At 70.3% G+C, this 20,728-nt stretch carries 17 protein-coding genes; 6 read left to right on the plus strand and 11 right to left on the minus strand.

Annotated features, from left to right (window positions below; all coding sequences use genetic code 11):
* Positions 1 to 3,323 (plus strand): autotransporter family protein (locus tag HV742_RS16960; RefSeq protein ID WP_217482407.1); only part of this gene is annotated, 3,323 nt, incomplete at its 5' end.
* Between the two features lie 119 nt (positions 3,324 to 3,442).
* Here HV742_RS16960 and HV742_RS16965 read toward each other — a convergent pair.
* The 3 genes from HV742_RS16965 to HV742_RS16975 form a co-directional block, all read right to left on the minus strand.
* Positions 3,443 to 4,936: an SEL1-like repeat protein gene (locus HV742_RS16965; RefSeq protein WP_175145935.1), complete on the minus strand. Its 1,494-nt coding sequence runs from the start codon at positions 4,934 to 4,936 to the stop codon at positions 3,443 to 3,445.
* 76 nt (positions 4,937 to 5,012) lie between these two features.
* The gene (locus HV742_RS16970) at positions 5,013 to 5,639 is read right to left on the minus strand and encodes a DUF6985 domain-containing protein (RefSeq protein ID WP_049073641.1); all 627 of its coding nucleotides are present in this window, start codon (positions 5,637 to 5,639) and stop codon (positions 5,013 to 5,015) included.
* 109 nt (positions 5,640 to 5,748) lie between these two features.
* Positions 5,749 to 6,108, minus strand: coding sequence for a Rap1a/Tai family immunity protein (locus tag HV742_RS16975; RefSeq protein ID WP_175145936.1), 360 nt, complete (start codon positions 6,106 to 6,108; stop codon positions 5,749 to 5,751).
* A 228-nt stretch (positions 6,109 to 6,336) separates the two neighbouring features.
* Here HV742_RS16975 and HV742_RS16980 point away from each other — a divergent pair, with 228 nt between their 5' ends.
* The 5 genes from HV742_RS16980 (at position 6,337) to HV742_RS17000 (ending at position 12,008) form a co-directional block, all read left to right on the plus strand.
* Positions 6,337 to 7,386 (plus strand): DNA-binding protein, encoded by a 1,050-nt coding sequence (locus HV742_RS16980; RefSeq protein WP_175145937.1) that lies wholly within the window; start codon positions 6,337 to 6,339, stop codon positions 7,384 to 7,386.
* Positions 7,387 to 7,460: 74 nt separating this feature from the next.
* Positions 7,461 to 8,567, plus strand: a complete 1,107-nt coding sequence (gene ydiK, locus HV742_RS16985) for an AI-2E family transporter YdiK (protein ID WP_049073647.1) — start codon at positions 7,461 to 7,463, stop codon at positions 8,565 to 8,567.
* A gap of 201 nt (positions 8,568 to 8,768) precedes the next feature.
* Positions 8,769 to 9,494 (plus strand): RNA pseudouridine synthase, encoded by a 726-nt coding sequence (locus HV742_RS16990; protein ID WP_100504706.1) that lies wholly within the window; start codon positions 8,769 to 8,771, stop codon positions 9,492 to 9,494.
* A 385-nt stretch (positions 9,495 to 9,879) separates the two neighbouring features.
* Positions 9,880 to 10,824: a S66 peptidase family protein gene (locus HV742_RS16995; protein ID WP_175146015.1), complete on the plus strand. Its 945-nt coding sequence runs from the start codon at positions 9,880 to 9,882 to the stop codon at positions 10,822 to 10,824.
* A 35-nt stretch (positions 10,825 to 10,859) separates the two neighbouring features.
* Positions 10,860 to 12,008, plus strand: a complete 1,149-nt coding sequence (locus tag HV742_RS17000) for a zinc-binding metallopeptidase family protein (RefSeq protein ID WP_175145938.1) — start codon at positions 10,860 to 10,862, stop codon at positions 12,006 to 12,008.
* Here the strand turns inward: HV742_RS17000 and HV742_RS17005 are convergent.
* The 8 genes from HV742_RS17005 to HV742_RS17040 form a co-directional block, all read right to left on the minus strand.
* Positions 12,005 to 12,871, minus strand: a complete 867-nt coding sequence (locus HV742_RS17005) for an SAM-dependent methyltransferase (RefSeq protein ID WP_175145939.1) — start codon at positions 12,869 to 12,871, stop codon at positions 12,005 to 12,007. The two genes, HV742_RS17000 and HV742_RS17005, sit on opposite strands and share 4 nt — an antisense overlap.
* A gap of 42 nt (positions 12,872 to 12,913) precedes the next feature.
* Complete coding sequence (locus HV742_RS17010; protein WP_049077801.1) at positions 12,914 to 14,215, minus strand: APC family permease; 1,302 nt, start codon at positions 14,213 to 14,215, stop codon at positions 12,914 to 12,916.
* A 438-nt stretch (positions 14,216 to 14,653) separates the two neighbouring features.
* Complete coding sequence (locus HV742_RS17015; RefSeq protein WP_059270556.1) at positions 14,654 to 15,304, minus strand: helix-turn-helix domain-containing protein; 651 nt, start codon at positions 15,302 to 15,304, stop codon at positions 14,654 to 14,656.
* 77 nt (positions 15,305 to 15,381) lie between these two features.
* Complete coding sequence (locus HV742_RS17020; RefSeq protein WP_049073656.1) at positions 15,382 to 16,836, minus strand: N-acyl-D-amino-acid deacylase family protein; 1,455 nt, start codon at positions 16,834 to 16,836, stop codon at positions 15,382 to 15,384.
* 12 nt (positions 16,837 to 16,848) lie between these two features.
* Positions 16,849 to 17,841, minus strand: coding sequence for an ABC transporter ATP-binding protein (locus HV742_RS17025; RefSeq protein ID WP_175145940.1), 993 nt, complete (start codon positions 17,839 to 17,841; stop codon positions 16,849 to 16,851).
* Complete coding sequence (locus HV742_RS17030; protein WP_068950875.1) at positions 17,838 to 18,851, minus strand: ABC transporter ATP-binding protein; 1,014 nt, start codon at positions 18,849 to 18,851, stop codon at positions 17,838 to 17,840. The genes HV742_RS17025 and HV742_RS17030 overlap by 4 nt, the downstream gene beginning before the upstream one ends.
* Before the next feature lie 8 nt (positions 18,852 to 18,859).
* Positions 18,860 to 19,735 carry an ABC transporter permease gene (locus tag HV742_RS17035; RefSeq protein ID WP_049073663.1) on the minus strand — a complete coding sequence of 292 codons (876 nt, stop codon included), beginning with the start codon at positions 19,733 to 19,735 and terminating at the stop codon, positions 18,860 to 18,862.
* Between the two features lie 13 nt (positions 19,736 to 19,748).
* The gene (locus HV742_RS17040; RefSeq protein WP_049073665.1) at positions 19,749 to 20,684 is read right to left on the minus strand and encodes an ABC transporter permease; all 936 of its coding nucleotides are present in this window, start codon (positions 20,682 to 20,684) and stop codon (positions 19,749 to 19,751) included.
* Positions 20,685 to 20,728 lie beyond the last annotated feature (44 nt).

Consider the following 20,728-nt stretch of genomic DNA (forward strand, 5'->3'; position numbering starts at 1 on the left):
AGGGCGGCGTCCTGCCGACCACGCCCGTCGATGGCGGCGGTGGCGGCGCCGGCGCGACGCCGTCGACTGCTGCCGGCGCGGGCGCCAATGGCGGCAACTCCGGCTCCGCCGCCGGCGGAATAGGGGGCTTCTTGTACGGTAACGACCTGACTTCGGGCGGGAGCGGCGGCGGCGGCGCCGCGTCCGTGGGCGGCCCGGGTGGTCGGGGAGGGAACAGCCGTACGCCGAACCTTGGTGGCAATCTGAATGGCAGTGCCAGCACGGTATTGTCCAGCAGTGTGTCTGGCGAGGCAGGCGAGGCAGGCGAGGAGCAAGGCTTCAACGCTGGCGGCGGCGGCGGCGGTGGCGGGCAGGGCGGGCTCGTCCTGACCGCGCCTGGCGCGACGCTGGACACAGCGGGCAATCAGGTGCGCGGGGGCAACGGCGCCGCCGGAACCCTCGCGGGCGGTGGCGGCGGCGGCGGTGGCGCCGGCCTCGTGCTGCTTTCGGGCGGCGCCATCCAAAACAACGGCGGCGACATCCTGGGCGGAGCGGGCGGCAATACTAACGTCGGGGTCGGCGCGAGCGGCGGCTCGGGCGGCGCGGGACTATTCCTGGTGGACGACGGAACCCTGTCCAACAATGCCGGCACCGTGCAGGGCGGCGCCGGCGGCACCGCCAACAACGGCGCGGGCAACCGCGGCGGCAACGGCGGCGCCGGCGTGCTCGCCAATCGCGGAACGATCATGAATTCCGCGACCATAAGGGGCGCATCGGCCGGCGCAGGCGCCAATGGCGGCATGGGCGGCGATGGCATCGTCGCCAACGGCACCACCATCGACAACGCGGCGGGCGGGCTCATCTCGGGCGGCGCGGGCGGCAACTCGTTCGGCGCCTCGGCCGCGGGCGGCGAGGGCGGGGCGGGGGTGCGTTTCATCAACACCGGCGGGTCGCTGGTGAACGCCGGCATGATCCAGGGCGGCAGCGCCGGATCGTCCTCCAGCTTTCTAGCCGCGAGCGGCGGCGCGGCGGTCGTGGCGCAAGGCGGCGTCCAGATCATCAACAGCGGCACGCTGGTCGGCGGCTCAGGCAGCTTCAGCGCGCGGGCCAATGCCGTGCAGCTCAGTGGCGGCGGCAACCGCCTGACGCTGACGGCCGGGTCCGCCATCGTCGGCAACGTCGTCACGACCAGCGGCGCCGGCGCCAACGGCGACGTGTTGGCGCTGGGCGGCGATACGACCGATGCCAGCACAACCTTCAATGTCGGCCAGCTCGGCGCGGTGGGCAGCGGCGCGCAGTATCAAGGCTTCGCCAGCCTGGAGAAGTCCGGCGCCAGCCTCTGGACGCTGACAGGCGCCGCCACCGGCCTCATGTCATGGACGCTGCTTGGCGGCACGCTGGCCATCGCGTCGGATGACGCGCTTGGCGACCCGGCCGGTTCCCTGGCCCTGGACGGCGGCACATTGCGCAACACCGCGCCGATCGTTGCCGCGCGCCCGCTGCAGGTGCGCGCCGGCGGCGGGACGCTGGAAACGCTGCAACCATTGACGCTGCAGGGCGCGCTGGGCGGCAACGGCGCGCTCGTCAAGACGGGCGCGGCCACGTTGACATTGAATGGCGTCAGTACCTACGCTGGCGCGCTTGATCTGCGGGCAGGCAAGCTGGTGGTGGGCGATGCGACCCATGCGGCGGCGGTCCTGCCGGCGGCCGTCACCGTGGCCAACGGCGCCAGCCTTGGCGGACAGGGGACGATTGGCGGCGTCATCGTCGCGTCCGGCGGCGTCATCGCGCCGGGCAACTCCATCGGCACCCTCAACGTGTCGGGCAATCTCACGCTTGCGCCCGGTTCGGTGTATCAGGTCGAGGTCGATCCCGGCTCGACGGCCAGCGACCGCATCGTCGTCGGCGGCACCGCCACGCTGGGCGGATCGGTCGTCCACATCGGGCCGGATGGAAATTTCAGCACGGCGCGCGACTACGTCATCGTGACCGCGGCCGGCGGCGTGACCGGCCGCTTCGGCAGTGTCGCCAGCAACTACGCCTTCCTCGATCCGCAATTGAGCTACGACGCCAATGCCGTCACGCTGCGGATGCCGCTCAAGCAGGTGCCTGGCGACCCCGGCTCGGGCAACGGCGAGAACGGCGGCAATGGTGGTAACGGAAACAACGGCGGCGGCACGCGCCCGATCCGCTTCGCCGACGCCGCGTTCACCCGCAACCAGCGCGCGGCGGCCAACGCCGTGCAAACCCTGCCGCAAGACAACCCGGTCTACGCCCGCGTGCTCAATCTGCCCTCGGGCGCGCCGCCGGCCGCCTTCGACGCCTTGTCGGGCGAAATGCATGCCAGCGCCACCGCCGTGCTGCGGGGCGTCGCCGACACCGTGGCCAGCCTTCCCGTGGATCATCTGCGCGCCAATCTGTATGCCGGCCAGACACCCGGCGCGTCCACCGCGCAGCGCGACAGCGCCGGCGCCACGAGGGACGGCGCTGCCTTGCCGCGCTCGGCGGCCCAACCGCTCTGGGCCCAGGCATTCGGCAATTGGCGCAGCCTGCGTGACGACGGCAACGCCGCCCGGGTACGCAATTCCGACGGCGGCCTGTTCGTTGGTGGCGACAGTGCGTTGCGCGGCGGCTGGCGCCTTGGCGGCGCCCTCGGCTATACCGGCAGCCATGCCTCGCTGCGCGACCGCGCCTCGACCGCCGACATCGACAGCTACAGCGCCACGATCTACGGCGGCAAGGCCTTCCAGGCGGGCGCGGGCCAGATCGAATGGACCGCGGGCCTGGCCTACACCTGGCACGCCATCGATACGCGCCGCGACACCGGCGCGGCCGGACTGAACCAGACCTTGAAGGCCAGCTATCACGCCGGCACCGCGCAGGTTTTCACCGAGCTGGGCTACCGGCTCGCCCTGAACGACCGCGTCGCGCTGCAGCCGTTCGCCGGCGTCGATTTCAGCGACCTGCGCACGCGCGGTTTCTCGGAATCCGGCGGTTCGGCGGCGCTGGACGGCGACAGCAAGCGCAACGCCGTCACCACGACCACGCTGGGCCTGCGTGGCGAGGCGCGCTTCGAATCCGCCGGCAGGCCTGGGCGCGTGCACGCCATGGCGGGCTGGCGCCACGCTTTCGGCGATCTCGATCCCAGCACTACCTTGACGTTCAACGGCAGCGCGCCTTTCACGGTGGCCGGCACGCCCCTGGCGCGCGACGCGGCCGTCATCGGCCTGGGGATCGACATGCGGGTGACGGCCTCGACCACCGTCGGGGTGGCCTATGACGGCCAGTTTGGCGACGGCAACCGCCAGAACGCAGGCAGCCTGAGTGTCGCCTGGCGCTTCTGACCGCCGCCGCAGGACGGCCGCCGATCATCGGCGTCGCGGTCGCGCGACGCCGACGGCTGGCGTTGATGCGTTGCCTGATGGACGGGGCGCCCGTTCCTTCGATTTTTCCGCCCCCGCGCTCAACGTTCCGCGATGCGCAGGATCGTCTCTTCATTGACGCCGCTGGCGCGCAGCTCACCCGCGAGCTGGCGCGCCTGGTCGCGCTGGACCGGCGTCATGTGCGCCAGGAGCGTGTCGCGGTATTCAGCGGTTGACGCGTCCGGCGAAGGAACGGCGTCGACCAATGCGAAAGCGACCGGCAGCTTGCGGGCGGTGCCACGTCCTTCGGCGTACATCACCCCAAGGCTGAACAGCGCCTCGCGATGCCCCTGCGCGGCGGCCTGGCGCATCAGGCGCATCGCCTGCGCTTCGTCCCGGGCCGTGCCGTCGCCGTTGGCATACATCACCGCCAGGTTGAACTGCGCCGACGCGTGGCCCTGGTCGGCCGCCTTGGCGTACCACTGCCGGGCCAGCGCGAGATCCTGCGGCACGCCGCGCCCGGCGTCGTATTGCTGTCCGAGATGCAGCTGCGCGGAGGCCAGGCCTTGCTCGGCGGCCTGGCGGAACCAATGCAGGGCCTGCGCCTGATCGCGCGCCACGCCGCGCCCCTGGAAATAGAGCAGGCCCAATGCGTCCTGCGCCGGCGGGTACCCCTGATCGGCGGCCTTGCGCAGCCATCGCGCGGCCTCGGCCGCGTCTTCCGGCACGCCTCGTCCGGCGAGATAGGCCCCGCCCAGCCGATCCTGCGCCGAGGCATTGCCCTGGTCGGCGGCCTTGCGCCACCACTGCGCGGCAAGCGCATCGTCGCGGGGCACGCCGCTGGCGGTGGCGTACATCGCCCCGAGATTGTTCTGCGCCTTCGCCAATCCCTGGTCGGCGGCCCGGCGAAACCACTGGACCGCCTCGCCGACATCCCGTCCCTTGGCTGCGCGCCCGTCCGCATACAGCGTGCCCAGATTGTTCTGCGCCTCGGCATGGCCCTGCGCGGCGGCCAGGGCGAACCAGTGCTCGGCCTGGGCGTCGTCGCGCGCGCCGGCGCGGTCATCGAAATAGTAGTCGCCCAGCAGGAACCGGGCTTCGGCCAGGCCCTGGTCGGCCGCCTTGCGCCACCATTGCAGCGCCTGCGCGTCGTTGCGGACCACACCCTGGCCGCGATGGTAGAGCTGGCCAAGCATGGCCTGCGCCTGGGCGTCGCCCTGCGCGGCGGCCTGGCCGCACCATTGCGCGGCCAGCGCGTAATCCTGCGGCACGCCGCGACCATTGGCATACATCACCGCCAGATTGAACTGGGCCCCGGCCACCGCCTGCTCGGCGGCTCGTCGCAGCCACTTCACCGCGAGCGCATCGTCCTGCTTGACGCCTTGCCCGTGCGCATACATCAGCCCCAGCCCATACTGGGCCTTGGCATGGCCGGCTTCGGCCAGCGCGCGCCAATGTTCGAGCGCGCCGGCGTAATTGCCGGCCTGGTATTGCGCGTATCCCTGCGCGAATGGGTCTTCGCGCGGGTCCTGTGCGCCGGCCAGGGCAGGCGGAAGGGTCAGTGCCAGTACTAGCAGTGCAACGTGAATTCGCATTGGCAATCCGTGATGGTGGCGCCGTGTGCGGGACGGGCGCCGGGAGCCCAAGAGAGAGAAGCGCCTGGCCGGGACCTCATTGCCCTGTCTGACGGGCGGCGGCATGGCGCGCGGCGATCCACGACAACCCGCCCACATCGGCGCCGCCCGTTTCGACGACTTCGGTGCCGGCCATCATCATTCCATAACCATGTTCGGCGTCCCAGGCACAGCCGAAATCCAGTCCGATGTAGGCCGCGCCAGCGACGGGGTGGAACGTGACGGTATTGAGCCGCAGCAACTTGTGCATGCTTCCTTCGTCCCATTGCCGCGGCAGCAGGAAGGCGTCATCGGGCAGTGCGATGCCTTCCTGTTCGGCCCGCAGGCGCGGCAAGTCGGCCAGCAGGGTGTCCCGCACGGTGCGATAGAACGCCGCGTCGTGAGCCAGCAGCCAAAGGGCCGCCTCGATCATCGGCGTTGCCGGCGCGTCGCAGGAACCATCGTCGTTCTCGAAGCACGCCAGCACCTCGCCCGGCGCCGCCAACCGGTCGTCGCGCGCATAGCCTTTCGACGGGGGCAGAGCGCTGGCGTCGCGAAAACGCGCTGTTTCCGGCAAGGGCAATGCCGTCATCCACACGCACCAGCCCTGGCGCGGCCCGTACAGCAACGGCAGCCCGGCTACGGCATGCGGCGCATAGTCCGCGGGAAGCTGCTCGGTATTCATCGCAACACTCCTTTGGCCGCCAGGGCGACCGGCATGGATTCAGGCACCGTGGTGTGCGGAATGCGCGCCCCGGATCGATTCAACGGCGGGCGAGCGGTGAGGGGAGCCGCTAGCGGCAGGCAAACGACCGGCGCAGCGCCTCGCTCACCAGCGGCGCGGCATTCTCGGCGAGACGGCTGGCGGGCAACTCGGACAGGTAGGTGTAGACGCGGTCCTTCAGTTCATGGGGCAGGACGCCGCTGCGGGTACACCAGAGCGTGCCCTGGGTCTGGTCGGCGACCCCCAGGATGTAGGCCTGCGCATACGAGGCCGAGAACTGTCGGCCGAGCGAGGCATCGCGCACTTCAGAAGGCATCCGCCCGGCAAGCGCCGTGGCCAGTTCGGCGCCAGTGAAGTGCCACGTCCTGGGTTCCTGGGCCTGTGCGATGGCGGACGCTGACAGCATGATGACCAACACGAGGCGCTTCATTGGCGGTTTTCCCCTTCATACGAACCGGTGACCGTGGTCGGGCGTGGTGGCCCATGACTGCCGTCGATGTTAGCACCTGCCTGTTTCGAGCCAGGAAAGACGAGCTTCGTCTTGAAAGATATGAAATCCTACATATGATGTATGATATAAAACGTTTACCGCAATTTAATCACGATAAGATTCCATTATCGTGAGTAATTCAACACTATCGAACCGGGAAATCCAGCCATGGCCGCGGGAATCAACGAACAGGATGTATGGCGCGCCGCCGATGCCTTGCTGCTGGAGGGCGCCCGGCCCACCATCGAGCGGGTGCGCCAGAAGATCGGACGCGGCTCGCCCAATACCGTCAGCCCGCACCTGGAAACCTGGTTCCGCGCCCTTGGCGCCCGCATCCAGGATCCCGGCGCGTTCGCCGCGCCCGCGGCGGTACCCGAGCCCATCGCCCAGGCCGCCGCCCATTTCTGGGAAACCGCCCTGGCCGCCGCCCGGGCCGACCAGGCCGACGCCCTCCGCGAACGCTGGGACGAACTGCGCCAGGAGGGCGATCGCCTGGCCGCGCAGGCCGAGCAGCTGCGGCAGCGCGAGGCCGTGCTTGCCAGCCGCGAACGCGACCTGGAAGAAGGCCTTAAGGTCGTGACCGGGCAATTGGCCGCCACCGAGTCCCGGCTGCGGGCGGCCGAAGGCCAGTTGCGCCAGCGCGACGACGCCTTGGCCTTGGGCCAGCAGCAACTGGCCGATGCCCGCGCCGCCTTGCTGGCCCAGGTGGCCGATGCCGAGCGCGGCCGCCAGGAGCAGGCCGAGGCCCTGGCCGCGGCGCACGCGCGCCATGCCGCCCACGAACGCCGCTGGCTCAACGAGCTGGACGCCGAACGCGGCAGCGCCAAGCGCCTGCAGGCGCGCCTGGACGAATTGCAGGCTGCCCAGCAACAGCAGGCCGAACAGTCGCGCCAGGCCCTGGCGCAGGCCGCCGAGCGCCTGCGCGCCGCCGAAACCGAGGCCGCCGCGCAGGCGCGCGCGATGCAGGCCGAGGCCCAGGCGGAGCAGGGGCGGCGCCAGGCCGAACTGGCCACGGCGCAAGAAGCGCTGCAGGCTTCCCGCCGCCGCGAGCAGGATCTGGCCCAGCGCCTGGCGGCCGCCGAAACGCGGCAGGCCGAATTGCTGGCGCAGCAGCAAGCCCGCGATGCACAGTTACTGGAACTGACCCGCCACCTGATCGCGGCGCGCGTCGACCCGCGCGCCGCCGCGGGCGAGGACACGCCCGGCAACGGCGCCTGAGGCGCGGCGGCGCGCCACGGCCGGCGAAGTTCGGATAAATTCGTACACGGCCAATCCGCCGCCTGGAGCCTCGCTTGAATCCGATCCCACGCCCGCCCGCGGACCTCGCCCGCAATCTGCTCGTCATCGTCATCCTGTCGGCGCTGATGATCGGCAGCCTGTACGTCCTCAAACCATTCCTGTTCGGCCTGATCTGGGCCACCACCATCGTGGTGGCGACCTGGCCCGTGATGCGGGCGGTGCAGCGTCGCTGCGGCGGCCGCCGCTGGCTGGCCACGGGGGCCATGCTGATTGTGCTGCTGGTGGTGATCGTGCTGCCGCTGTATCAGGCGATCTCGACGCTGGCGCTGCATGGCGGCGCCATCATGGCCGCCATCAAGGGCCTGCCGGACTATGCCCTGATGGCGCCGCCGGGCTGGGTGCGCGGCATTCCGCTGGGCGGCGAGCGCATCGCGCGGGAATGGCAGGCGCTGGCCGATGCCGGGGCCGGCGGCCTCTTGGCGCGGCTCGAGCCGTACGTCACCATGGCCGCCAAATGGCTGCTGAGCAATGCCGCCATTGTCGGGGTGTTCGTGATGCACATGCTGATCACGATCGTGATCGCCGGCATCCTCTACAGTCAGGGCGACGTGGCCGCCGATTTCGTGCAGCGCTTTGCCAATCGGCTGGCCGGGCACCGCGGCGTGGCGGCGATCCGCCTGGCGGGCCTGTCGATCCGCGCGGTGGCGCTGGGCATCGTGGTCACGGCGGTGGTGCAGTCGGCGCTGGGCGGCCTGGGCCTGTGGATCGCCGGCGTGCCGGCGGCCGGGGTCATCACCGCCCTGATGCTGATGCTGTGCCTGGCGCAGCTGGGGCCGTTCCTGCCGCTGCTCGGCGGGGTGATCTGGCTGTTCCAGAACGACATGAAGGTGACGGCGATCCTGCTGCTGGTGTGGGCGGTGCTGGTCACCATGCTGGATAACCTGCTGCGGCCGATGCTGATCAAGCGCGGCGTGAACCTGTCCATGCTGCTGATCCTGGCCGGGGTGCTGGGGGGCATGCTCGCCTTCGGCATCGTCGGCCTGTTCATCGGCCCGGTGATCCTGGCGGTGACGTCCACGCTGCTCAAGGCCTGGGTCGACGAAGTCCCGCCGCCCGCAATCGACGCGCCGGCCGCCGCCACGCAATCCACCGATCCGTGAACCGCCCACGCGATCGGTCGCGGGCCGCCGCAAGGCCGTCGGAAACGGCGTAACATCTCGCTCCAGGCCCCATGCCTGCGCCCCGGGCGCCGCGCGGGGCCGGTCTTTTTTCGCCTTTCACGCCGTATCCGAGATGACGATGTTCCCGCCGATTGCCCAGCCCCGCCATTTCCCCGTCCTGCGCGCGCCGGCGGTGCGGCCATGAGCGATAGCGTGCGCCTGGCCAAGCGGTTGGCCGCCGAACAATCCTGCTCCCGCGGCGACGCCGAACGCTACATCGAGGGGGGCTGGGTCGCCGTGGATGGCAAGGTCGTCGAAGAACCGGGCTTTCGCGTCGGGCCCGACCAGGCCGTGACCCTGCTGCCAGGCGCGCGCCTGGAGGAAATGCGGCCCGTGACCGTGCTGGTGCACAAGCCGGCGGGCCTGTCGGCCTCAGATCCGGCGCACTCGGCCCTGGCGCTGGTGGTGCCCGAGAACCTGATGCCGGGCGACCGTTCCGGCCAGCGCTACCTCAAGCGCATGTTCAACGGTCTGAAGCTGGCCACGCCGCTGGAGCGCGCGGCCAGCGGACTGGTGGTCTACACGCAGGAATACGCGGTCACGCGCAAGCTGGTGCAAGAGGGCCCGCACGTCGAACAGGAATACATCGCGCAGGTGCGCGGCACGCTGGATGCTGCCGGCCTGGCGCGGCTGCAACGCGGCCTGGCCTACGAAGGCCGGCCGGCCACGCCCATGAAGGTCAGCTGGCAGAACGAAACCCACCTGCGCTTTGCGCTCAAGACGCCCGCGCTGGGTTTCATCGAATACGCCTGCGATGCGGCTGGCCTGCAATTGCTGGCGTTGCGCCGCATCCGCATCGGCCGGCTGCCCATGGCCGGCCTGGCGGCGGGGCAGTGGCGCTACCGGCTCGACTACGAGCGCTTCTGAAGACTTAAAGTGAATTCTGGAATAACTTAAAGTGAATTCGGGGATGACAGGGCGCACTTAAAGTGAATTCTAGGAAAGGAAGTGAATTCTAGGAAAGGATAAGGGAACGCTGAGCGCTCCAAACCCTCGGAATCCTTTCTAAAGTGAATTCTCATTAATTAGCTATAAGTGTTTGATAAATAGCAATAACCAGAAATAGGGAATGGCAATGCCGCCTCGCAAGTCTGTTGCACCGATCGATCCCACGCGGCGCGGCCTGCTGCGAGCGGCGGGCGCATTGGGGCTGTCCAGCCTGGCGCTGGCGGGCTGCGCGGGCCGGGTGGCCGCGCCTCGCGATAGCCAGGAGGCCCCTGGCGGCAATGCCGCCGTGGCGCCGCGCCGCGACATGGCCGTTCCCGCCTTGCGCCCGGGCGGCCGCGTCGCCATCGTCGCGCCGGCCTCGGCCGCCGATGGCGCCGCCTTCGACGCGGCCGAATGGCTGCAGGCGCGCGGCTACGACCCACGCATCATGCCCGCCGCATTGACGCGCGCCGATGCGCCATTCGACTACCTGGCCGGCGACGACAGCGCGCGCCTGAACGATCTGCACGCAGCCTTCAGCGATCCCGCGATCGACGCGGTCTGGTGCCTGCAGGGTGGTTTCGGCTCCTGGCGGCTGGCCGACCGGCTCGATTTCAACCTGCTGCGCCAGCATCCCAAGCCGTTCATCGGCTACAGCGACATCACCGCGCTGCACCTGGCGATCCAGCGCCACGCGGGCTTCGTCACGTTCCACGGACCGATGCTGGCGCAGGACCTGCTGGCCGGCAAACAGGAGCCCACCGCCAGCCATGTGCTGGCCATGGTGGGCGGCCAGATCGGGCAGGGCGCGTGGATCGACGCGCCGCCCGACTCCAACCCGGTGGTGTTGGCCCCGGGCAGCGCCAGCGGCCGGCTGGTGGGCGGCAACCTGGCGCTGATCGCCGCCATGATCGGTTCGCGCCACGAAATCGCCACGCGCGACGCGATCCTGTTCATCGAGGACGTCAACGAGGCGCTGCCGCGCATCGACCGCCTGCTGTGGCAACTGCGCGCGGCGGGCAAATTCGACCGCATCAGGGGCGTGCTGGCGGGAAATTTCACCCGGCTGGGCCTGCCGATGGGCGATGCGCTGGGACAGAGCCAGCTGTTTGCGCTGCTGCAGGAGCAGTTCGGCGGACGCGGCATCCCCGTGCTGGCGGCCTGGCCCAGCGGCCACGGCGATCCCAACCTGACGCTGCCGCTGGGCGCGACGGTGACGCTGGACACGCAGCGGCGCGGCCTGCGGCTGGAGCAGGCGGTGGCGGTCTAGGCCCCGCGCGCCGCCGCCATCCGGGAACCCGACCCATGAACGATTTCTTCCAGGCCCTGGGCCGCCAGCTCAAATCCCCGCAGCGCGCGCGCGCCGCCCAACGCCATGCGCGCGCCAAGGCGTTCCAGTGCGTCTGCGGCCAGCGCATCTTCTTCAACAACACCGAATGCCTGAACTGCCGCCGCCAACTGGGCTTCGATCCCAGGCGTGGCCACGTCCTGGCGCTGGATCCGGGCAAGGCCGCGGACACCTGGCTCGAAGCCGGCCGCGCGCGCGGCCGGACGTTCAAGCGCTGCGCCAACTTCGCCAGCCCGGCGGCCTGCAACTGGCTGCTGCCGGCCGCGGCCGCCAACTCGCTGTGCCTGGCCTGCGGCCTGAACCGCACCATTCCGGACCTGTCGGTGGCCGAGAACGGCAGGCTGTGGTTCAAGGTCGAAGCCGCCAAGCGCCAGATGATCGCCCAGTTGCTGACCCTCGGCCTGCCGATTCGGCGTTCGCAGGCGCCCGGCGACGGCGGCCTGGCGTTCGACCTGCTGGCGCCGGCGGCCGACGGCACGCCGCCGCTGACCGGGCACAACCACGGCCTGATCACTCTGAACATCCGCGAGGCCGACGATGCCTATCGGGTGCAGGTGCGCGAAGCGATGCATGAACCCTATCGCACGCTGCTGGGGCATTTCCGCCACGAGATCGGCCATTTCTACTGGGACCAGCTGGTGGCGGGCGGCCCCTGGCTGGCGCCGTTCCGCGCCGTGTTCGGCGATGAGCGCGCCGACTACGCGCAGGCGCTGCGGCGCAACTACGAAGCGGGGCCGCCGGCCGACTGGGCGCAGCGCTTCATCAGCACCTATGCCTCCTGCCATTCCTGGGAGGACTGGGCCGAGACCTGGGCCCACTACCTGCACATGATGGACACGCTCGACACCGCCATCAGCTTCGGCGTCAGCCGCGTGGCCGTGGAACAGGCCTATGAGCCCTTCACCCGCGCGTCGCTGTACGACCCGGACGATCCCGAAGGGCAGGGCTTTCTCGACCTGGTCAACGCCTGGGTGGCGCTGACGGGCGTGCTCAACGAGCTGTCGCGCAGCATGGGCCAGCAGGATTTCTACCCATTCGTGTTGCCGGGCGCGGTGGTCGGCAAGCTGCAATTCGTGCACCGGGTCATCCGGGACGCGGCGCGCTAGAGTCGCCGCGCCGACCATTCCCCCTTGCCGGCGGCGCTGCCGCGGATGGTGGCGCCATTGACTTCGCCGGTGTAGCGCACGCCGTCGACCGTGAACGAAATGGTGCGGCCGTCCATGCGCGCCTGCGAGATCTCGCTGCCGCCCAGCTTGCCGGTCAGCATCTGGTAGTGCTGCTCCAGCCGCAGGGTGCGGCCGTCCAGGTCCCACCGCCCGCCGACCTTGGCCGGCACGATCCACAACAGGGCGTTGCAATAGGTCTGGCAGGCCTCGGTCACGGTCTCGGAGGCGTCCGGCTCCCAGTCGCCCATGCGGAAAGTGTTGGAGACGATGCGGGTGCCAGGCGCCAGTTCCAGGAGCCGGGGCCGCAGTTTTTCGTTGATGGTCGACAGCAGGAACATGGTGATCACGTCCGCCTGCGACAGGTCGGTCTCGAACAGGTCCGCCACCTCGAACGTGGCGCGGCTGGCCACGCCCGCCTTGGCCGCGTTGCCGCGCGACAGGGCCACCAGGTCGGGGTTGTATTCGATGCCCTTGGCTTGCAGGCCGCGCTGGGCGGCGGTGATGACGGTGCGGCCGTCGCCCGAACCCAGGTCCATCAGCCGGTCACGCGGCGTGACCTTGGCCATGTCGAGCATCTTGTCGACCAGGGCCTGTGGGGTCGGCACCCAGATGACGTCCTTGCCATCCTGGCCGACATCGGGCACGTATGCGTCGGTCTTGGCGCCGGTCTTGGCGGCGGCCTCGGGAGTGGCGCCGGCGGCGCGCGCCTCGGCCAGCAGCGACAGGGACAGGGCCAGCGCCAGCGCCGATCCCAGGGCGGCCCGGCGGCGGGCGAACGAAACGGACGATAGGACACGTTGCATGAGGAAGACTCCTTGAGGCGGACGAAAAAGAGGGCGCGGCGTTCAGCCCGGCGGCGTGGCCGGCGACGCCCCGGCCGGCTTGAGCAGGCGCAGCATCGGCACGCCGACCGCCAGCACCGCCAGGCCGATCAGGGCGCCGGCCCCGGCATACACCGCGCTCGAATACACCAGGCCGGCGCAGGCCAGCGCCAACAGCGCCGGGGTCAGGGGATACAGCGGCACCCGGAACGGCCGCGGCCGCGCCGGATCAAGGCGGCGCAGGCGCCATACCGAGGCCGCCACCAGCAGCATGAACAGCCAGAACACCGGCGCGGTGTAGGCCACCATGGCCTGCACGCTGTTATGGCTGAAGGCGCCCACCGCCAGCAGCGCCAGCGTGATCGCGCCTTGCGCCAGCAGGGCGCTGACCGGGGTCTCGTTGCGCGCGCTCCAGCCAGCCAGCGCCCGCAGCCGCGGCAGGTCGCGACCCAGCGCGTAGTAGACGCGCGCGCCGGTGATGATGGTGCCGTTGATGGTGCTCAGCGCCGTGGCGCAGATCACCAGGCTGAGCAGCGCGGCGGCATAGGGACCGGCGGCCAGTTGCATCACCGCCGCGCCCAGGGCCGGCGTGTCGCGCAGGCCCTGCAGCCCGAACAGTTCCAGCAGCGCCAGGTTGGTCAGCAGGTAGGCGCCGGTGACCACCGCCGTGCCGATCAGCAGCACCCGCGCCATGTTGCGGCCGGGATGGCGCAGTTCGCCGCTCAGGTAGGCGGCTTCGTTCCAGCCGCCGTAGGTCAGTAGCACGAACACCATGCCCATGCCCATCAGGCCGGCGGCGTTGCCATCCAGCGGCGCGGGCGCCGGCGCCAGCGGGGTCGAGGTGAACAGGGCGGCGGTCAGCACCGCCGCCAGCGCCGCCAGGGTCAGGATCGTGAACAGCCATTGCAGGCGCTTGGAGTGGCGGGTGCCGGCCACGTTCAGGGCGGTCAGGCCGGCCACCGACAACGCCGCGTGCGCGGTGGCGCCGTACTCGCCCAGCGGCAGCAACTGCTGCGCATAATCGCCATAGATGAAGGCCACCACCGCGATCGCGCCGGTCTGGATCACAGTGCAGCGGGCCCAGGCGAACAGCAGCCCCACGCGTGGCCCCCAGGCGCGCGACAGGTACAGATATTCCCCGCCGGCGCCAGGGTAGGCCGCGCCCAGCTCGGCGTAGCACAGCGCGCCCACCAGCATCACCAGCCCGCCGGCGCACCAGTACGCCAGATACATGGCCTCCGACGCGGCATGCTGCGCCACCAGCGGCGGAAAGCCGAAGATACCGATGCCGATCACCACTCCCACCAGCACCACCGTGGCATCCATCACCGACAGGCCCGGCGGGCCCAGGGCGCCGGTGCCCACGCCGCCCGGCGCGCCGGCGCTGCTGGGGCTGGCACGCAGGGGACGGCGGGGCAGAGACGACATGGAATTCTCCCGATAGGTCGGCGCCGCACGGACGTACGGCGCCCAGCCGCGATGGCGCCCGGCGCGAGGGCGTCGAGAAGCCCCGGCGCGCCGGGGCCGCGTCAACCCGCGCGGCTGGTTTCCAGGCCCGCGGCTCGCCGGATCCGCAGCGGATAGCGATGCCCGGTGCCGGGCGTCGCTATCTGACAATAAGCTGAATAATGAGTGACCCGGCGCGGGGAGGGAAAGTTTCTACGGGATTTCCCGTAGCCGGGAATCGCGGCGCGCGGCCAGGGGCGGGCCGCGCCGGATCGGCGGCAGTACAACGTGCGCGAGGCGGGGCGGCGGGCGCCGTCCTCAGGGCTTGCGCGGCGCCGGCTTGAGGCGCGACGGCACTTCGTCCAGGTCGCTGCAGACCGCCAGCACTTCGGCCGGCTTCTTGCTCAGCGACAGGTAGACATGGCCGATGCCGCTGTCGAAATAGGCCGATTCCAGGCGGTTCAGCACCACGCTGTCGCCGTTCTCGAACTGGATGCGCACCTTGCCCGACAGCACCAGCGCGAATTCCTGGCCCGGATGGCGGATGTAGTCCTCGAACTCGACCACCTTGCGCGAATCGATCAGCGCCAGCATGGGCATCATCTTCTTGCCCGGATACTCGCCCATCAGCAAGCGGTAGTGGTAGTTGTCGGTGGCGTAGTCGCGCGCGTCGCTGAGCTTGTTCTTGACGTAGGTGGGCGCCACCTCGGCCTGGGCCGCGTCGCCCAGCATGAACATGCGCGTCATGTCGATGCCCAGCGCGCGCGCCAGCGCGGCGAATTTCTCGTAGCTCAGTGCGATCTGGCCCAGCTCGGCCTTGGACAGCGTCGATACCGCGATGCCGCTGGCCTGCGATAGCGCCTGCAGCGTCATCTTGCGCGCCTTGCGCTCGGCGCGCAGGCGGGCGCCCATGACTTCCTTGCCCACGATGTCGGGTGGGGCGGTGCTGCGAGCGGGTGGAGGGGCCATGTAGCGGTCTGCGTCCAGGGTTGGCGAAGTAGGGCGGAACCCGCCCGTTCACGCCGGATTGTAAGGGTTGGCGCGGCTCAGGCGGCCGTGCGCGCCAGCACCCGGCCGGCGTGCCGGCCGGTGAAGGCCTGTTCGCGCCAGACCGGCGCGCCGTTGACGTACACGGAATGGATGCCGGCGGCGCGCTCGGTGGGACGTTCGAAGGTGGCGGTATCGGCCACCGTGGCCGGGTCGAACACCACCAGGTCGGCGAAGTAGCCCGCCTGCACCTGCCCGCGTCCGGCCAGGCCGAACCGCGCGGCGGTCAGGCCCGTCATCTTCCACACCGCCGTCTCCAGCGGGAACAGGCCCAGGTCGCGCGCATAGTGGCCCAGCACCCGCGGGAAGGTGCCCCACAGCCGCGGGTGCGGACGCTCGTCGTGCGGCAGGCCGTCCGAGCCGATCATGGTGGGGCCGAACGCCAGGATGCGCTGCACGTCGGGCTCGTCCATCATGAAGTAGATGGCCCCGGCCGGCTGCAGTTCGGGCACCACGTCGTACTTGGACTTGCCGCGCTCGGCCGCGACCTCGTCCAGGTCGCGCCCGCTCAGTTCGGGGAAGGGCTTGCACCAGGTGATGATGGTGCGCCCGGCCAGCAGCACGCGGTCCTGCTTGAGCATGGTGGAGCCGGCCACGTAGGGATAGGCATCCAGCGACACGTCCTGGCGCGCCATGGCCGCCTCGATCAGCGGCAGCGTCTCGCGCGAGCGGCCGAAATTGGGCTGGCCCATGACCTTGTGGTGCGAGATCACCACCGGCACGTCCAGCTCGCGGCCGATGCGGAAGGTTTCCTCCAGCGCCGCCACGATGTGTTCGCCTTCGTCGCGCATGTGGGTGGCGTAGATGCCGCCGTGCGTGCTCAGGGGGCGGCAGACCTCGATGATCTCTTCGGTGGTGGCGCGCGCCGCGGGCGGGTAGAAGGCGCCGGTCGAAATGCCGATGGCGCCGCTGGCCATGGCTTCCTCGGCCAGCGCGCGCATGGCGGCGATTTCGTCGTCGGTGGCTTCGCGCTGCAGGTCGGGCATGACCGCGGCGCGCAGCGTCGAATGGCCCACCATGCAGGCGGCGTTGACCGCCGCCGGCGTGGCGCGCAGGGCGTCCAGGTAGTCGGCGAAGCGCTTGAAATGGTATGACCCGCCTTCGTCCAGCAGGTCCAGCGGCGCCGGCGGGTTGGCGTGCGCCAGCGGCGCCAGGCTGATGCCGCAGTTGCCCGTGACCACGGTGGTCACGCCCTGCGAGATCTTGGGCGTCATGTCGCGGCGCCGCAGCAGGTAGTTGTCGTCGTGGGTATGCGAGTCGATGAATCCGGGCGCCACCACCAGGCCGGACACATCGATACGGTCGCGGGCGGCGGCGCCGGACAGGTCGCCGATGGCGGCGATGCGATCGCCGCGCACGCCGACGTCGGCGCGCCGGCCGGGGGCGTTGCTGCCGTCGATGACGAGGCCGCCGGCGAGCAGCAGGTCGAAAGGCTGGGAATCGGTTTGAGACATGGCAAGCTCCGGCTACGAGGCGAAATGACAGGCGACCGTCTGGCCGTCGCCGATGGGACGCGCAATGGGGGTTTCCTGGGCGCAGCGCGCCTGGGCCAGCGGACAACGGGTGCGGAAGGCGCAACCGGACGGCGGCGCCAGCGGGCTGGGAATCTCGCCCTTGAGCACCGCCACGGGCGCGCGCTCGCCACGCCGGGCCGAGGGCACCGCGGCCAGCAGGGCGCGGGTGTAGGGGTGGGCCGGCCGGTTGAACACCGCATCGCGCGAGCCGGCTTCGACGATCCGGCCCAGGTACATCACCGCCACCTGGTGGCTGATGTGCCGCACCACGCTCAGGTCGTGCGAGATGAACACATAGGTCAGGCCGAGATCGCGCTGCAGGTCCATCAGCAGGTTGATGACCTGCGCCTGCACCGACACGTCCAGCGCCGAGACCGGTTCGTCGCAGACGATCAGGCCCGGTTCCGGCGCCAGGGCGCGGGCGATGACGATGCGCTGGCGCTGGCCGCCGGAGAACTCGTGCGGGTAGCGGTCGGCGGCGTCCGGACGCAGGCTGACGCGGGCCAGCAACTGCGCCACCCGTTCGCGGATGGCCTCGCGGCCGTAGCCGAAGTTGCGCAGCGGCTCGCCGATGATGTCGCGCACCCGCATGCGCGGGTTCATCGACGAAAACGGGTCCTGGAAGATGAACTGCATGCGCCGCCGCATGGCGCGCAGCTGGCCGCTGTTCATCGCGGCCAGGTCGGCGCCTTCGAGCAGGATGCGGCCCGCGGTGGGATCGGTCAGGCGGATCAGGCACTTGCCGGTGGTCGACTTGCCGCAGCCGGACTCGCCCACCAGGCTCAGGGTCTGGCCGCGCGCCACCGACAGCGACACGCCGTCCACGGCGCGCAGCACCTTGCCGCCCTCCAGCGGGAAGTGCTTCTTCAGATCGGTCACTTGCAGCATGGGGGTAGCGGACGCCGTGGCGACGGCGGCGGGAAAGGGGGCGTCGTGCAGGTTCATCGCGGGTCTTGCTCCATCATGGCGGCCGGCGCGGCCTGGCGCGCCCAGCACCAGACGCGGTGGCGGTCGCCGCTGGCGACCTCGGGCGGCGTCTCGTCGGCGCAGCGCGGCAGGGCCTGGGGACAGCGCGCGGCAAAGGCGCAGCCGCGCGATTCGGGCGTCACCACCGGCACGATGCCGGGCAGCTCGGCCAGGCGGGCGCTGTGGTCCTGGCCGTCGACGAAGTCGGGCAGCGAACGGATCAGCGCCTGGGTATAGGGATGGGCGGCGCGGTCCAGCACGTCGTCGACGCTGCCTTCCTCGACCTTGCGGCCGGCGTACATGACGATGACGCGCTGGCACATCTGCGCCACCACGCCCAGGTCGTGGGTGATCAGCACGATGGCCGTGCCCAGCCGCGCCTGGATGTCGCGCAGCAGGTGCAGGATCTGCGCCTGGATGGTGACGTCCAGCGCGGTGGTCGGCTCGTCGGCGATCAGCACCTTGGGCTGGCAGGCCAGCGCCATGGCGATCATCGCGCGCTGGCGCATGCCGCCGGACAGTTGATAGGGGTATTCGCGCACGCGCCGCGCCGGATCGGAGATCTGCACCAGCTCCAGCAGCGCCTCGGCCTGCTTCATCGCCTCGCGCCGCGACAGGCCCTGATGCAGCATCAGCGGCTCGCTGATCTGGCGGCCGATCGTGAAGACCGGATTGAGCGAGGTCATCGGCTCCTGGAAGATCATTGACAGCTGGTTGCCGCGCACCGCCCGCATCGCTTTCTCGGGCAGGGCCAGCAGGTCGCGGCCGTCGAATTCGACGCTGCCGCGCGCCACGCGCCCGGGCGTGCGCAGCAGCCGCATGATGGACAGCGACGTGACGCTCTTGCCGCAGCCGGATTCGCCCACCAGGCCGAGGGTCTCGCCCGGCATCAGGTCGAACGACAGGCCGTCCACGGCCAGCACCGTGGTCTCGTCGCCGTCGAAACAGGTGGTCAGGTCATTCACTTGCAGGACAGGTTGGGATGGCATGCGCGCTCCTACAGCTTTTTCGCCAGGCGCGGATCGAGCATGTCGCGCAGCCCGTCGCCTACCAGATTAACGGCCAGCACGGCCACGCCCAGGAACAGGCCCGGATACAGGATGATGTGGAACGCCACCGCGACGAAGTTGCGGCCCTCGGCCATGATGTTGCCCCAGCTCGGGATCTGCGGCGGGATGCCCACGCCCAGGAAGCTCAGCACCGCCTCGGTCAGGATGGCCGAGGCCGCGATGAAGGTGGCCTGCACCATCAGCGGCGCGAACAGGTTGGGCAGGATGTGGCGCAGCAGGATGGCCGGCACGCGCGTGCCGGCGGCCACCGCCGCCTCGATATAGGGCTGCTCGCGGATGGTCAGCACCAGGGCGCGCACCAGCCGCACCACGCGCGGCACCTCCGGCACCACGATGGCCACGATCACGGTGCCCAGGCCGCCCTTGAGCGTGGCCATCAGCGCGATCGCCAGCAGCACGCCCGGAATCGCCATCAGGCCGTCCATGATGCGCATGATCACGGCATCCAGGCGGCGAAAGTAGCCGGCCAGCATGCCCAGCAGGACGCCGCCCGCGGTCGACACCAGCGCGACCACGACGCCGACCAGCAGCGAGACGCGCGCGCCCCACAGGGTGCGGGCATAGACATCGCGGCCCAGCGCGTCGGTGCCGAAAAAGTGTTCGGCCGACGGCGGCTTCATGCGCGCCATCGGGTTGATGTCCAGTGGATCGACCGCGGTCAGCCAGGGCGCCGCCAGCGCGATCAGCGCGAGCGCCAGCAGGATGGCGCAGCCGACGTACAGCATCGGGTGGCGGCGCAGCGAGCGGGCGGCGCGGCGCCAGCGCGGGCGCGCCGCGGCCAGGGGCAGGGTGGTGGTGGTCATGGATCGCCCCTCTTCAATAGCGGATGCGCGGGTCGAACAGGCGGTAGCTCAGGTCGACCAGCAGGTTGATCAGCACGTAGATGCCCGAGGCGACCAGCAGCACGCCCTGGATCACGGGGTAGTCGTGGCGCAGCACGGCGTCGATGGTCAGGCGGCCCAGGCCGGGAATGGCGAACACGGTTTCCGTGACCACCACGCCGCCGATCAGCAGCGCCACGCCGACGCCGATGGTGGTGACGATGGGGTTCGCCGCGTTCTTGAGCGCGTGCCAGACGATCGGGCCGGCCGCCAGACCCTTGGCGCGCGCGGTGCGGATGTAGTCTTCCGACAGCGCCTCCAGCATGGTGGCGCGGGTCATGCGGGTCAGCAGGGCCATGTACACCAGCCCCAGCGATAGACAGGGCAGCACCAGGTGCCGCAGGTAGGGCGCCAGGCCGTCGGCCAGCGGCTTGTAGCCTTGCACCGGCAGCCAGCCCAGCTTGATGGAAAAGCCGTACACCAGGCTGTAGCCGATCAGGAACACCGGCACCGAGAAGGCACAGACCGCGCCGATCATCACCAGCCGGTCCAGCAAGCGGCCGGCGTTCCAGGCCGCCAGCACGCCCAGCGGCACGGCGACCAGCACCGCGAACAGCATGGTGAAGATGGCGATCGACAGGGTCGGCCCCATGCGCTGGCCGATCAGTTGCGCCACCGGCATCTGGGTGGCGATCGAGGTGCCCAGGTCGCCGGTGGCCAGATGCCCGACCCAGATGCCGAACTGCGTCAGCAGCGGCTTGTCCAGGCCCAGGTTCTGGCGAATCTTCTCGACGTCCTCGGTGGTGGCGTTGTCGCCCGCGATCACCGCCGCCGGGTCGCCCGGCGACAGGTGGATCAACATGAACACCACGACCGCGACCACGGCCATGACGGGAATGACGGCCGCGATGCGGCGCAGGATGTATTTCACGCTGGGTTTCCCCCTAGCCTGGCGCGGCGCGCACGGGGCGCTGG

The sequence above is a fragment of the Achromobacter ruhlandii genome, from assembly GCF_902859695.1.
Lineage (GTDB): Bacteria > Pseudomonadota > Gammaproteobacteria > Burkholderiales > Burkholderiaceae_B > Achromobacter > Achromobacter ruhlandii.